Genomic DNA, 13,134 nt, shown 5'->3' with positions numbered 1-13,134 from the left:
TTCTCCTTCATGACGTTCCTGATCGCCGTACCGACGGGCGTGAAGTTCTTCAACTGGATCGGAACGATGTGGAAGGGGTCCCTGAGCTTCGAGACGCCCATGTTGTGGGCCATGGGCTTCCTCGTGACTTTCGTGTTCGGCGGCCTGACGGGCGTCATGCTCGCCTCACCGCCGCTGGACTTCCCGACCTCCGACACCTATTTCGTGGTGGCCCATTTCCATTACGTCATCTTCGGCACCGTGGTGTTCGCGATGTTCGCCGGATTCCATTTCTGGTGGCCCAAGTTCACCGGCAAGATGCTCGACGAGCGGCTCGGCAAGATGACCTTCTGGACGCTGTTCATCGGCTTCCACGGCACTTTCCTGGTCCAGCACTGGCTGGGCGTGAACGGAATGCAGCGCCGGATTCCCGACTATCTGGCGGTGGAGGGCCTGACCACGCTCAACACCCTGTCGACCGTCTTCTCCTTCCTCCTCGGCCTGTCCATCCTGCCCTTCTTCTACAACGTGTGGAAGACGGCCAAGTACGGCAAGCCGGTCACTGCCGACGACCCGTGGGGCTACGGCCGCTCGCTCGAGTGGGCGACCTCGTGCCCGCCGCCCCGGCACAACTTCCTCACCCTTCCCAGGATCCGCAGCGAATCCCCCGCGTTCGACCTGCACCACACCCCTTCGTCGGAAAAGGAGTTGGTCGCCCCATGAGCGCCAAGGACGCCCAGACGCTCCTCAACGGCATCGAGGGCCATCTGCTCCTGGCCGCCACCCACGAGGAGGGACGTACCGCCGCCGCGCGCTTCACCGCCCCGGTCCACTGGCTGACCGACGCTCAGCGGGAGGAACTGGAGCGCCGGTTCGAGGCGGAGTACCTCGCGCTCGCCCGCGCCTCCTGGCAGCGCACGGCGGCGCGGGCCGGGGAGTTGCGGGGCGAGTACGAGGAGGCGTACCGCCACCTGCGGCGCCACCTGCTGGCCTGCTGCCTGCTGGGCGGCGCCGCGGTGGCCGCGGCTTTCCTACTGGTGTGTCTCACCTAGACGAATAAGTCCGATGTATTCAGTGATCGAATGCGACCGGCGACCGCGTGCTCGGGGCGCCGGTCTTGTGGTTGCGTCCGTCCGCCGTGCTGCTCCAGGTCCAACTGCCCCTTGAGGGTGTCGTTCACGGACTCGATCAGCTGGCGCACCGACTTGAGCAGGCCCTCGCCCTTGCGCTTCTTCTCCCGCTTGAACGAGGGCCGCAGCAGTTCGGCCCCACGCGTGACCGGGTCATTCTCGAACTCCTTGGAGGCGAAGCCCTTGTCCGCGATGATCAGCGGTCCGGGCCGGTCGCCGACCAGGTCTTCATCGACGTCGAGCCTGGGGTCGAGCGAGAGCAGCAGGACTACTCGGCACCTGGGTCGTGCTGGACATCAAGCCCCGCGGCGGCCAGGCCGCATACGTGTCGGGGCTGCACCAGCAGCTGTCAAGCAATCACCCATGCTGGGCGCCGAGTCGATGGGATATCCTGTCCGGGATTTCGCGCGGCAGGTTCTCTGCCGCCCCGCTCGGCGCGCTCGGCGTCGACACGCACCGCGTGCCCTGCCCGGAAGGAGGCGAGAGACATGGACCGTGCCGAATGCGTTGCGGCCATAGTTGCCTCCGGCCGTGTGCCCTCCCTCCTCTGCGGCGCGCGGTAACTCTTCCCCCTTCTTGTTTCTTGTCTTCGGCATCTTCCTGAGATGCCGCGTCACGAGATGTCCTGGCCTGCGCGGTTCGTCGCCGCGCGGGCCGCGGGGGCGCGTGCCCGAAGACGGGCCCTTCTTCTGCTGGTCACCGTGATCTCGGCACTCTCCGCCGCACGACCAGCAAGAGCGCCGGCGTGAGTGACACGCAGCTGGTGAGGCAGGCCCCGGGTGCTGTCCGCGGTTCCCGCTGCCCCACCGCCATGCCGTGTCCCCGTGCTGCGTACACCGGCCCGTCGTCACCACTGCGACCGTCCCTGGCCGGCTGTCTCGACAGCACTTCGACACGAAACGTGCGTGATCGCCATGAGCAAGAAACGTCCCGGAGGGGAACCCCTCCCGTCCGCCCCTTCCACGGCCACCGACCGTTCCCCGGACCGCGAGGTTCCCACCGCGACTCCGGCACCGGCACCGGATCCGAAGCGCTGGTGGGCGCTGGCCGTCATCGCCCTCGCCCAGCTGATGGTGATCCTTGACGGCACCATCGTGAACATCGCGCTGCCCTCCGCCCAGCGCGCTCTCGGCATGTCGGACGCCGACCGGCAGTGGGTGATCACCGCCTACACGCTGGCCTTCGGCGGGCTGCTGCTGCTCGGCGGCCGGATCGCCGATCTGGTGGGCCGCAAGCGCACCTTCGTCATCGGCCTGGCCGGGTTCGCCGCGGCCTCCGCGCTGGGCGGCGCGGCGGCCGGTCCCGGGACGCTGTTCGCGGCGCGGGCCCTGCAAGGTGCGTTCGCGGCGGTCCTGGCGCCCTCGGCCCTGTCGCTGCTGACGACGACGTTCACCGACCCCAAGGAGCGGGCCAGGGCGTTCGGGGTCTACGGTGCGCTGGCCGGCGGCGGCAGCGCGGTCGGGCTGATCGTGGGCGGTCTGCTGACCGAGTACCTGAACTGGCGCTGGTCCCTGTACGTCAACGTGCCCATCGCGCTGGCCGCCCTGCTCGGCGCACCGGCCTTCCTGCGCGACCGCTCCGGCCGCCGGGGCGGGCAGCTGGACGTGCCGGGCGCGCTGCTGGGCTGCGGCGGGCTCGTCGCCCTCGTGTACGGCTTCAGCGAGGCCGAACCTCGCGGCTGGACCAGCCCGTCGGTGCTCACGCTGCTCGTGGCCGGCGTGATCTTGCTCGCCGCCTTCGTGTGGTGGCAGAGCCGCGCGGCGAGCCCGCTGCTGCCGCTGCGCATCGTCAAGGACCGTGTCCGGGCCGGATCGCTCGCGACGATGGGCTTGGCCACCATCGGCATGTTCGGTGTCTTCCTGTTCCTGACGTACTACCTGCAGGTCGTCCTCGGCTACCCGCCGGTGCGGACGGGCCTGGCCTTCGTGCCGATTTCGGCCGGTATCGTCATCGGCGCGACCCAGATCGCGGCCCGCCTGCTGCCACGCACGGCGCCGCGCACCTTGATGTCGTCCGGCATGGTGCTGGCCGCCGCCGGCATGGTGCTGCTCAGCAGCCTGACCGTGCATGCGCAGTACGTCCCGCACGTGCTGCCCGCCCTGCTGCTGCTCGGTCTGGGCATGGGCCTGACCTTCATGCCGGTCTACGCGACGGCCACCGCCGGCGTGCCCGCGCAGGACGCCGGTGTGGCCTCGGCTGTCCTCAACACCGTTCAGCAGATGGGCGCTTCGCTGGGCACCGTACTGCTCAACACCATCGCCACCGGCGCCACCAGTCGTTACGTCCACTCGCACTCGCACGATCCGGCCCACGGCGGCGCGAGCCTCAACGAAGGCATGGTGCACGGCTTCTCCGTCGCCTACTGGTGCTCGGCGGGCGTCCTGCTGCTCGCCGCCCTGGTAGCGGGCCTCACCGTACGGCACAAGACGCCGAAGCACGCCGGAAACGACGCACCGGCCTAGCGAGCCGGGGTCGTGTCCCACCACCGTCCACCTCACCCCTCGAAGGATCCTCCATGAAACCCCTGACCGAGCACGACATCCGTACCTCGTTCGTCAACTGCTCGAAGGGCGAGGCCAAACGCCTCCCCCTGCCCAAGAACCTGGCGGACCTCGACCACTGGGACGACCTGGACTTCCTGGGCTGGTTCGATCTGTCCGCGCCCGATCGCAGGTATCTCGTCGTCGAACGCGCCGATGAACTCGTCGGCCTGTCCCTGCGCTCCGCTTCCGGCAACCGCGGCTTCCTGCGCCGCAGCCTGTGCTCGCTGTGCCTGACCACGCATCCCGGCAGCGGCGTCTCCCTCATGACCGCCCCCAAGGCAGGCCCGGCCGGCCGCGAAGGCAACTCCGTGGGCCTCTACATCTGCGCCGACCTGGACTGCTCGTTGTACGTACGGGGCAGGAAGAAGGCGGCACCGGGCGGGCGCATGGAGGAGCACCTCACTGTCGAGCAGCAGATCGAGCGCCTGCGCGGCAACCTCGACGCGTTCGTGGAGCGGGTCTTCCACTGAGACCGACAGGGGCTCGACGGCCATCGTCGCGGAGCGATGGATGGGCTGCCCACCGCAGTTGAGCGATGCCGAGCTGGTCACGCTCGCGGTCGCGCAGGCGCTGCTCGGCTTCCGCTCCGAGGCCCGGTGGCCGCGGTTAGCCCGCAAGAACCTCGCAGCGATGTTCCCGTAATCTGGGGGCTGCGCCTGTACCTGGTGTGCACGCCGACCGGGATGCCGATCCGGTGGGCGCCGGCGAACCCGAAACTCGACGAACGCGAAGTGCTCCAGGCCAGGCTCGACGTCGATGAAGACCTGGTCGCCGACCGGCCCGGACCGCTGATCATCGCGGACAGGGGCTTCGCCTTCGCCGGTGTGCGGGCTCTTTTGCCCCGGGCGGCGTGCCTCGCCGCCATACTGACGGTCGTGCGCGTAGCCATCATGACGGCGGGATCCCGGGGCGACGTGGCCCCCTTCACCGGTCTGGGGCACGGTCTGGCCCGTGCCGGACACGAGGTCACCCTGGTCACCCACGGCCGTTTCGAGCCGCTGGCGGCGCGGGCGGGACTTCGCTTCCATCCGCTGCCGGTGGACCCGCGGACTGAGATGGAGTCCTCGCGGGGGCGGGGGCTGCACCGCAGTGCGACCGGCGTGGGCAAGCTGGTGCGGCTGGCGGTGATGGCGCGGGCGCTGGCCGGGCGGATGACCGACGACCTCGTGGCGGCGGCCCGGGCGAGCGACGCGCTGCTCCTCGCCGCGCCCCTCGGCCCGCTGGGGCACACCATCGCCGAGGGGCTGTCTCTGCCGAGCATGGGTGTCCATCTCCAACCACTCGCCCCTACCCGGGAGTTCGCGCCACCGATGCTGGGCGTCGGCTCCTGGGGAGCCGTCGGCAACCGGATGGCGGGGCTGAGCGTGAGCCTGGCCGTGGAGCAGGTGTTCACCGCGGCCGTACCGGCGGTGCGGACACGACTGGGCCTGCCCCGGACGCGGACCACTGCGGCCCTCCGGGCCCGGGAGCGGCAGGGCTGGCCGGTACTCCACGGCTTCAGTCCGCAGGTGGTGTCCCGGCCGCGCGACTGGCGGGCGGGGCTGGACATCACGGGTTACTGGTGGCCGTACGACGGCGAGATTCAACTCCCCCGCGACCTGGAGGAGTTCATCGAGGCCGGGCCGCCGCCGGTCTTCGTGGGTCTGGGCAGCGCGACGGTGCCCGACCCCGGGCGGCTCAGCACCGAGATCGTGCGCGCGCTGCGGCGGGCGGGGCTGCGCGGGGTGATCCAGCGGGGCTGGGGCGGACTGGAGGCGACCGGCGCCGACATGCTGACCATCGACGAGGTCCCGCACTCCGCCCTCTTCCCGCGAATGGCCGCCGTGGTGCACCACGCGGGTGCGGGCACGACGGCGGCCGGGTTGCGCGCGGGAGTTCCGGCCGTGCCGGTGCCGGTCCAGTTCGACGAGGGGTTCTGGGCCGCGCGACTGGTCAGTCTGGGCGTGGCCCCACGCGCCGTGCCCCTGCGCCGCCTGACCGCCGACACGCTGTCCTCGGCGCTGGTCCGGGCCACCCGGGATCCCGGACACCGACAGCGGGCGCGGACCCTGGGGATCCGCATCCGGAGTGAGGACGGCATCGCGCCCGTACTGGACGCGGTGAACCGGCTCGGGAGCCGGCAGCACCCGCACTAGACAGCGGGCAGCTCCCAGCCGACCGGACGCAGAATGCCCAGCAGCTGCCGGACCAGTTCGTCGACGATCTCGTCCAGCGTCGCGTCCACCCACCCGGCGTTCCAGTCGTGCAGCAGGCCGTTGATGCTGCCGATGAACGCCGCCGCCGCGATCCGGTAGTCGCGCGGCACCGCCTCCCCGCGGGCGACGGCCGCCTGTGCCTCGGCACACACCAGGTCGACCCAGCGGGCGCGGCGGGCCAGCCGCTGTTCCTCCAGGCGGGGACTGACACCGATGATCTCGACGAAGGTGATGCGGACGCGGCGCGGGTCGCCGGTGACGTTCGCGGCGTACGCGCGGAAGATCGCGGCGGCCCGCTCGGGCAGGGAGAGGTGGCCCGCGCCGGCCACCGCGGCCACGACGGCCTGCTCGGCCCAGTCGTTGACCTGGAGGTGCAGGGCGGCCAGGACGTCCTCGAGGGTGCGGAACTCCTCGTAGAACTGACGGGTGGACAGGCCCGCGGTCTCACTGAGCGCCGCTACGGTCGTGGCCCGGTAGCCGGGCGTGTCGCCGAACAGTTGGAGAGCGGCGTCCAAGAAGCGGCTGCGCCGCTCGACCTGCCGTTGCTGTGCTGACTTGCCGCCGTAGCGGCCGGTCGGCGGCCTGAGCCTGCCCGTCACCGTGCCTCCTTGTGCTCCGCCCGAGGTCGGGCCATCCGTCCGACAGCCAATTTTGTCGTGTACGCAGTCTTGTGGAGAAGGGCATCCCTTCCTTACTTTTCAGTAAGTTGACTCTGAAGCCGACCATGTTCAGATCTGCCGCGTTCAGATCTGCCGCCGCTTTTGGCATGTCCTACTCACGAGCCGCCCACCTCCAGAGGAGAGAGCAGTCATGCCTGCTTTCCGCCCCCGGCACCTTTGCGTCGTAGCCGCCGCCCTGGTGCTCACTGTCACCGCTCCCGCGACCGCCGCGACCACGGCGCCGGACTCCTCCGCCGCCGCCCTGCGCGAGGTGATGTTCGTGGGCAACAACTGGGACGGCACCGCCGATGTCATCAAGTCCACCGGGGACTTCGCGAAGATCGGCCGGATCGACGTCATCCCCGACAAGGACCAGCGGATGGCGGAGATCAACGCCGACCCGATCCGGTGGATCGCCTTCATGACCATCCGCAACACCGTCGGCGAGGGCCACGACCAGTTCGCCGACGACATGTACTCCACCCCGGACGGCACCTCGGTGGTCGTCTCGCGGCCGAGTTTCGCCGACGTCGTCTCGATCGACCTCGCCACCGGGAAGATCAACTGGCGCTTCCCCGTGTCGGGTTACCGCGCCGACCACATGGCCGTCTCCCCCGACGGCAAGCGGGTCGCGGTGTCGGCGTCGACCGGGAACACCGTGCACGTGCTGGACATCGTCACCGGCAAGCAGCTCGGCTCGTTCGCCACGGGCGACAAGCCGCACGAGAACATCTTCACCAGCGACGGCAAGTACATCTGGAACATGTCCATCGGCGAGGTGAACACCGCGACCGACGCCCCCTGGCTGGACTGGACGAAGGGCAACCGGCGCATCACCGTCGTCGACGCGACTACGTACAAGGAGGCCAAGGTCATCGACATGCGGGAGCGGCTGGACGCGATCGGCCTCAAGGACTACTCCGACGCGGTCCGCCCCGCCGCCTTCTCACCGGACGAGTCCAAGCTGTACTTCCAGGTGTCGTTCTTCAACGGCTTCTTCGAGTACGACATCGCCACCGACAAGATCACCCGGACGAAGACCCTGCCGAAGAACCCGGCGACCAGCGACGACCGCACCACGTTCGTCAACGACTCGCGCCACCACGGCATTTCGATGAAACCGGACGGCTCCAAGCTGTGCGTGGCGGGCACGATGGACGACTACGCGACCGTCGTGGACCGCGCCACGCTCCAGGAGGGCCCGCTCGTCCCCGCCGCCAAGCCCTACTGGGCGACCGTCAGCGGTGACGGCAAGAGCTGCGTCATCTCCGAGAGCGGCGCCGATCAGGTCACGGCCATCGACTTCGCCACCGGCAAGAAGACGGTCTCGGTACCGGTGGGCGATCACCCGCAGCGTGTACGCCTCGGCCACGTGACCGCGGGCTGGACGGGCCCGGCTTCCTGAGGCTCAACCCGTCAGCCGCTCAAGGGCCTTGACCGCCCGGCCCGGCCCGCCCCGTCCTCGGTCGCCAGGTGCTGTGCGGCGGCCGAAGCGGCGCGGGCGTAGGACTGCTGCCTCACGACCCGGCCGAGCGCCTCGGCCAGCCGTTCGGCGGTGAGAGACCTGAAGGGGATCGGCGCGGTGGCGGCGCCGATCGCGGCGAGCCGGGCCGCCCAGAACGGCTGGTCCGCCGTCACCGGCACGGGTACCGCGGGCACTGAGGCGCGCAGCCCGGCCGCCGCGGTGCCCGCCCCGGCGTGGTGGACCACGGCGGCGACCCGCGGGAACAGCAGGGCGTGCGGTACGTCCCCGATCGTGAGGACGTCGTTGCCGTCGGCCGCGAGTTTGGCGCTGCCGGTCTGGAGGACGCCTCGCAGTCCGGCCGTCCGCAGGGCCCGTACGGCGATGCCGGTCAGGCGCTCCCCGTGTCCGGCCGCCATGTTGCCGAAGCCGATGAACACCGGCTTGGGCCCGGCCGCCAGGAAGTTCTCCAGGTCCGCGGGCAGTCGCCGGCCGGCGTCGGCGTACGGCCACCAGGTGCCGACGACGTCGAGGCCCGGCCGCCAGTCCGAGGGGCGCGGAACGAGAGTCGAACTGAAGCCGTGCAGGACGGGCCAGTCGGCCTGCTCCTGTCGTCGGCGCATCGCGTGGGGCGCGAGCTGAGGCAGGTCCAGGCGGCGGCGCAGCTCGGTGACGGCCTGGGTGTAGAGGCGGTCGGCCATGCGCAGGGCGAGGCGTCCGGCCATGCGGTTGCCGAGGCGGCCCAGTGAGCGGGCGCCCGTGACGACGGGCGGGAAGTCGCCGGTCGGGCCTGCGGGCTGGAGATAGGCGCCGACGGCCGGTGTGCCGGTGGCCTCGGCCAGGTGCCAGCCGAGCGGAGCCGTGGTGGTCGACAGCAGGAGCAGGTCCGTGCCTCGGGCCATCGCGTCCGCGAAGCCCTGTCCGAGCTCGGTGACGAACGCGGCCGCGGCACGCATGAGTTCGCGTGTGTTCGGCGTGCCGCCGCCCTCACTCTCCGTCCGGGCGGGCAGCGCGCGGAACTCCAGCCCGGCCTCCCGCACCAGGGGCGCGAAGGCGTCCGAGGTGGCGAGGGCGACCTCGTGGCCGGCCCTGCGCAGCTCTCCACCGAGCCCCGTGTAGGGCGCGACGTCGCCGCGCGATCCGGCCGCGGCGATCAGGATTCTCATCGTTGCTCCTCGGATTCGGTGGATGCGGACTCGATCCGGGACGCGTTGGCGTGCACGGCTTTGCCCAAGTAGGCGGCGAGGCCGGGCCCTAGGGCGGGACGACGAGGGCGAAGGCGCGCGGGTCGGCGACGAAGTCGTCCGCGATACGCCGGTGCATGTCCGGCGGGCAGGTGGTGAACCAGCGGGTGATGTGCTGCCGGTGCTCCTCGGCGAGGGCCATGGCCCGTTCGCCGTCGGCGGGCTCCCCCGCGTCGAAGGCCGCGAGCAACTCGGCCCGCCAGTCCGCGGCCTCGCCCATCAGCTGCCGCCAGTCCTCCTTGCTGTGGGCGGCGGCCCGCGCCATCGACTCGCGCTGTCCCTCCGAGTCGGCCCACTTGAGCCGCGCCTCGGTGGCGTAGCTGAGGTCGAAGCTGATCTCGCCGAAGACCTCGAAGCGCTCTCGCGGGGTCAGGGACACCCCGGTCTGCTGGACCTCGATGGCCCGTTCGGCGACCTCGGCGAGGCGCTGGAGCCTGGCGATCTCCTCGGCCAACTGCCGTTGCCGCGCACGCAGCTGGACCAGGGCATTCGCCTGCGGGTCCTGGAGGATGGCGGCGATCTCGTCGAGGGAGAACCCGAGCTCGCGGTAGAAGAGGATCTGCTGGAGCCGGGCCAGGTCGGCCTCGTCGTAGAGGCGGTACCCGGCCCGGCTGCGGGTGCTGGGCGTGAGCAGGTCCGTCCGGTCGTAGTGGTGCAGCGTGCGCACCGTCACTCCGGCGAAGGACGCGACCTGCCTCACGGAGTAGCTCATTCACCTGCCCTTTCGTCGGGGTACAGCCTGAACCCTGACGTAAGGGGAGGGTCAACCGCCTCTCAGCAGCCTCTCAATCGCCTCTCAATCGCCCCTGAGTCGCGTCTCAGTCGCCCCTCGACGCCCTCAGCCGACCCGCTGCGCCGCCCACGCGGACAGCTCGGAGCGGGCCGCGTTCAGCAGGGCCGCCGAGGGGGCCGTCGTCCCGTTGGTCACGAGCGCGTAGTGCGGTTGTCCGTTGTCCGGTGCGGTGAGCAGGAGGCGGCGGCTTCCCGTGCCGCCCGGTTCCGGGGCCGCCGCGATCGGGGTCGAGTTCGTGTACGCGGGCGGGGCGTAGGACGTGCCCAGGTCGGAGACCACCGTGGTCGTCGAGGTCGGGAAGGACGCCGGGAGGTGCAGTTCGGTGGGCGCCGAGGAGCCGTCGGAGCGCCACAGCAGCAGCCCGTACTGCCCCGAACCGACCAGCCGGGCCACATTGGGGAGCGAGCTCGGGACCGGGTTCCAGGTCAGGGTGGTGGAGCCGTCGCGGGAGCGGTCCTCGTAGGTGAAGCCGACCGTCGTGCCGGCCGTGGCGCTCGGGTAGACGCGGTCGAGGAGCCGGGCGTCCTGGCGCAGGGCCGCCTTCCCCGTGTCGTCGAGGCGTACGGCCGACAGGTCCTCGTCGTTCCAGGCGTCGCCGGAGGTGAGCACCTTGTCGGGGTTGCCGTTCATCAGCTCGCGGTGGCGTCCGTTGTAGATGTCCCACTGCCACTGCGTGCCGGACAGCACCGAGCCGGAGGCCGTCGGATCGGACCACCAACTCGCGCCGGGCAGACGGGAGTCGAGCGCCTGGTACATCCCCTTCAGGACCGTGGGGGCCTTGTCGGAGACGTTGCCCGCCAGGGGATGGCCGAACTCGCTGATGATGCCCGCGGTGTTCGTGGCCGCGGCGCGGTCGCGGACCGTCCCGAAGTCGGCCGAGTACTGGCCGTCCGCGGCCTTGCCCGGCATGAAGATCCCGGAGATGGCCTTCTGGTCGTAGAAGTGGGTGTTGAAGACGTAGTCCGGGCCGAGGGTGCCGGCGTCCAGCAGTCCGCCCTCCTGCTTCTGGAAGCTGATGTTGGCGTTCCAGAACAGGTTCGGCTCCACGAAGGCGGGCTTGTCCTGCCAGCCGGCCGTGTCCATGCGGGCGCGGAACTTCTCGTAGAAGGGCCACAGCACGTCGCGTTCCCAGGCGCGGCTGGTCTGGCCGGAGTCGTAGACGCCGGCGTGCGGTTCGTTGTAGGGGTCGAAGCCGACGACCCCCGCGAACTCGGCGGCGCTGACGTGCTGTTTGACGTAGGCCATGGTCTTCTGGGCCGTGGTGAGGAACGCGTCCTGGAGGCCGTACGCGTTGTGCCAGAAGTCGTACGTCGCCCGCTTCACGGCCTCGTTCTGGGTGATGTTCTGGCCCCAGAACAGGCAGATCCCGCAGCTCTCGTCCGGGTAGTTCCCGGCGTCCACCGCCCACTTGGGGGCGCCGTCGCCCGTGTACCAGCTGTCCGGATCGAACAGGTACCGGGAGTAGAGGTCCTGGTGGAAGTCGGGGTAGACGCGGATGCCGGCGTCGAGGAAGGCGCGCATCTGGTCGGTGGCGGCGGCCAGATAGGCCGTGTCCACCTGGCCGCGCACGGGTTCGGCGTACGCCCAGGAGAGCAGGAAGCGGACACTGTTGCCGCCGCCGAGGGCGCGCAGCGCGGTCGCGGACTTCTTCGCGTCGGCGACCGAGGCGAAGGGCAGGCCCTTGTTCTCCGCCAGTTTGGTCTCGCCGGAGACGTTGTAGCCGCGCAGCACGATCTCGCGGCCGTGCCTGTCGGTGAAACGGCCGTCCTGGACGGTGACGGGGCTGTCGTCGAACCAGAGGGAGTCGGGGAGGGCTTCGGCGGTGGCGGGCCGCACGCCCGCGGCCGTCAGGCATCCGGAGAGGACCACCAGAACAACGAGCAGACGCGCGCGAGTATTCGGCATGTCCATCACAGTCCGGCGGGATCGCGAAACCGTCAACACTGCTGACCCTGGAGTAAGTTCACTCTCGGCCACCACCGAGGGCTCAGCCGCCGACACGGCGCGTCACGTTCAGCGGATACTCCCCGCGGTCCAGCGGGTGGTGGTCGGCACGCGGACGTCGCGGAACCGCGCCTCGCGTGACCGGGGCGTAGTGGTCGAAGGCGCTCTCCAGTTCACCCTCGCCTCGCGTGAGGCCCGGCAGACGCTGCTCCAGCGCGTGTACTCAATCGGCCGGAATCTTACCCTCCAGTACGCCGGAGCCGGCGTGTGTCCGGGCTCGCCCGGATCACTGAGCCCTTCTCCCATACGCAGATCGCAGCGAGAGGCCTGGCTTCGAGGTGTGGGGCCGCGTGGGGTGCGCGTCTTCAGCGCCTTGATCGTGCCCTGGACGGCGAGAGCCGGAGGATCTCCCGCCGGACCTCGTCGTGCCGCAGGCCGATCAGCGGGTCCTGTTCAGCGAGTCGGGTGAGCGCCAGGTGCAGTGCCCGCCAGTTCGTGCCCGCACCGGTCCTGGGGACCGACATCGGGGGCCTTCGGTGGGTAGTCGACGGATACGCCCTCGCGCTCGCCTCCCTGGTGCTGACCAGCGGCTCGGCGTCTTGGAACCAGCCAGGTCCGACAATCCCGCTGCCGGCCGCGAGCTACCGGCCGCGCGCCGCCGGCTGTCGTGGAGGCAGGCGGTGCAGCCGTACGTCCGTGAGGCGGTCGTCGGACACGGTCGCCGTCATGTAGGTGCAGTGGGGCTGGCGGCGGCGGTCGGTCGGGGAGCCCGGGTTGAGCAGGCGCAGGCCGGTGGGCGCGGTGGTGTCCCAGGGGATGTGGCTGTGCCCGAAGACCAGGACGTCGACGTCCGGGAAGCGCGCGGCGCACCGTGCCTCGCGGCCCTGGGCGGGGCCCGTCTCGTGCACGACGGCGAAGCGCAGTCCGCCGAGTTCGGCGTACGCCACCTCGGGGAGCCGGGCGCGCAGCGGCGGCCCGTCGTTGTTGCCGTACACGGCGACGAGCCTGCGGCTGCGGCTCTCCAGCAGGTCGAGGGTGGCGGTGTCGGCCCAGTCCCCGGCGTGGAACACGACATCGGCGTGCGGGAGCTCGGCCAGCAGCGGCGCGGGGAGTTCCCTGGCTCGCTTGGGGAGGTGGGTGTCGGACATCAGGAGCAGGCGCACGGGGTCAGCGTCGCAGATGAGC

11 protein-coding genes and 4 pseudogenes are annotated in these 13,134 nt (G+C 70.6%); 7 read left to right on the top strand and 8 right to left on the bottom strand.

Annotated features, from left to right (window positions below):
* A partial coding sequence (locus AB0I77_RS08330; RefSeq protein ID WP_363281584.1) for a cbb3-type cytochrome c oxidase subunit I occupies positions 1 to 702 on the top strand: 702 nt, incomplete at its 5' end.
* Positions 699 to 1,031, top strand: coding sequence for a hypothetical protein (locus tag AB0I77_RS08325; protein ID WP_363281583.1), 333 nt, complete (start codon positions 699 to 701; stop codon positions 1,029 to 1,031). The genes AB0I77_RS08330 and AB0I77_RS08325, both read left to right, overlap by 4 nt.
* A 74-nt stretch (positions 1,032 to 1,105) precedes the next feature.
* On the opposite strand, the pseudogene AB0I77_RS08320 reads toward AB0I77_RS08325, so the two are convergent.
* Positions 1,106 to 1,351: pseudogene (locus tag AB0I77_RS08320) on the bottom strand (IS982 family transposase); the annotation flags it as partial.
* A gap of 672 nt (positions 1,352 to 2,023) precedes the next feature.
* Between AB0I77_RS08320 and AB0I77_RS08315 the strand changes: the two are divergent.
* The 4 genes and pseudogenes from AB0I77_RS08315 to AB0I77_RS08300 all read left to right on the top strand — a co-directional run bounded on the left by AB0I77_RS08315 (position 2,024) and on the right by AB0I77_RS08300 (position 5,787).
* Complete coding sequence (locus AB0I77_RS08315; protein WP_363281582.1) at positions 2,024 to 3,571, top strand: MFS transporter; 1,548 nt, start codon at positions 2,024 to 2,026, stop codon at positions 3,569 to 3,571.
* Between the two features lie 53 nt (positions 3,572 to 3,624).
* Entirely contained in the window at positions 3,625 to 4,122 is a 498-nt protein-coding gene (locus AB0I77_RS08310; RefSeq protein WP_363281581.1) for an FBP domain-containing protein, read from the top strand.
* 40 nt (positions 4,123 to 4,162) lie between these two features.
* Positions 4,163 to 4,467, top strand: a pseudogene (locus AB0I77_RS08305) (IS982 family transposase); the annotation flags it as partial.
* Between the two features lie 75 nt (positions 4,468 to 4,542).
* On the top strand, positions 4,543 to 5,787 hold the full coding sequence (locus AB0I77_RS08300; protein WP_363281607.1) for a glycosyltransferase: 1,245 nt from the start codon (positions 4,543 to 4,545) through the stop codon (positions 5,785 to 5,787).
* Here the strand turns inward: AB0I77_RS08300 and AB0I77_RS08295 are convergent.
* Positions 5,784 to 6,446: a TetR/AcrR family transcriptional regulator gene (locus AB0I77_RS08295; protein WP_363281580.1), complete on the bottom strand. Its 663-nt coding sequence runs from the start codon at positions 6,444 to 6,446 to the stop codon at positions 5,784 to 5,786. The two genes, AB0I77_RS08300 and AB0I77_RS08295, sit on opposite strands and share 4 nt — an antisense overlap.
* A gap of 211 nt (positions 6,447 to 6,657) precedes the next feature.
* Here AB0I77_RS08295 and AB0I77_RS08290 point away from each other — a divergent pair, with 211 nt between their 5' ends.
* Positions 6,658 to 7,911, top strand: coding sequence for a YncE family protein (locus tag AB0I77_RS08290; protein WP_363281579.1), 1,254 nt, complete (start codon positions 6,658 to 6,660; stop codon positions 7,909 to 7,911).
* 11 nt (positions 7,912 to 7,922) lie between these two features.
* On the opposite strand, the gene AB0I77_RS08285 is transcribed toward AB0I77_RS08290, so the two are convergent.
* The 6 genes and pseudogenes from AB0I77_RS08285 to AB0I77_RS08260 form a co-directional block, all read right to left on the bottom strand.
* On the bottom strand, positions 7,923 to 9,134 hold the full coding sequence (locus AB0I77_RS08285; RefSeq protein ID WP_363281578.1) for a nucleotide disphospho-sugar-binding domain-containing protein: 1,212 nt from the start codon (positions 9,132 to 9,134) through the stop codon (positions 7,923 to 7,925).
* Positions 9,131 to 9,924 (bottom strand): annotated as a pseudogene (locus AB0I77_RS08280) (MerR family transcriptional regulator). The gene AB0I77_RS08285 and the pseudogene AB0I77_RS08280 overlap by 4 nt, the downstream one beginning before the upstream one ends.
* A gap of 126 nt (positions 9,925 to 10,050) precedes the next feature.
* Positions 10,051 to 11,916, bottom strand: coding sequence for a cellulase family glycosylhydrolase (locus AB0I77_RS08275; protein WP_363281577.1), 1,866 nt, complete (start codon positions 11,914 to 11,916; stop codon positions 10,051 to 10,053).
* A 76-nt stretch (positions 11,917 to 11,992) separates the two neighbouring features.
* A pseudogene (locus AB0I77_RS08270) lies at positions 11,993 to 12,202 on the bottom strand (GTP-binding protein); the annotation flags it as partial.
* Between the two features lie 112 nt (positions 12,203 to 12,314).
* Positions 12,315 to 12,473, bottom strand: a complete 159-nt coding sequence (locus tag AB0I77_RS08265; RefSeq protein WP_363281609.1) for a hypothetical protein — start codon at positions 12,471 to 12,473, stop codon at positions 12,315 to 12,317.
* Between the two features lie 117 nt (positions 12,474 to 12,590).
* Positions 12,591 to 13,112, bottom strand: coding sequence for a metallophosphoesterase (locus tag AB0I77_RS08260; protein WP_363281576.1), 522 nt, complete (start codon positions 13,110 to 13,112; stop codon positions 12,591 to 12,593).
* Positions 13,113 to 13,134: the final 22 nt, after the last annotated feature.

The sequence above is a fragment of the Streptomyces sp. NPDC050619 genome (assembly GCF_040654815.1).
Lineage (GTDB): Bacteria > Actinomycetota > Actinomycetes > Streptomycetales > Streptomycetaceae > Streptomyces.
The sequence above is the reverse complement of the archived record's forward strand: the minus strand, read 5'-3'. Positions and strand labels throughout refer to the sequence as shown.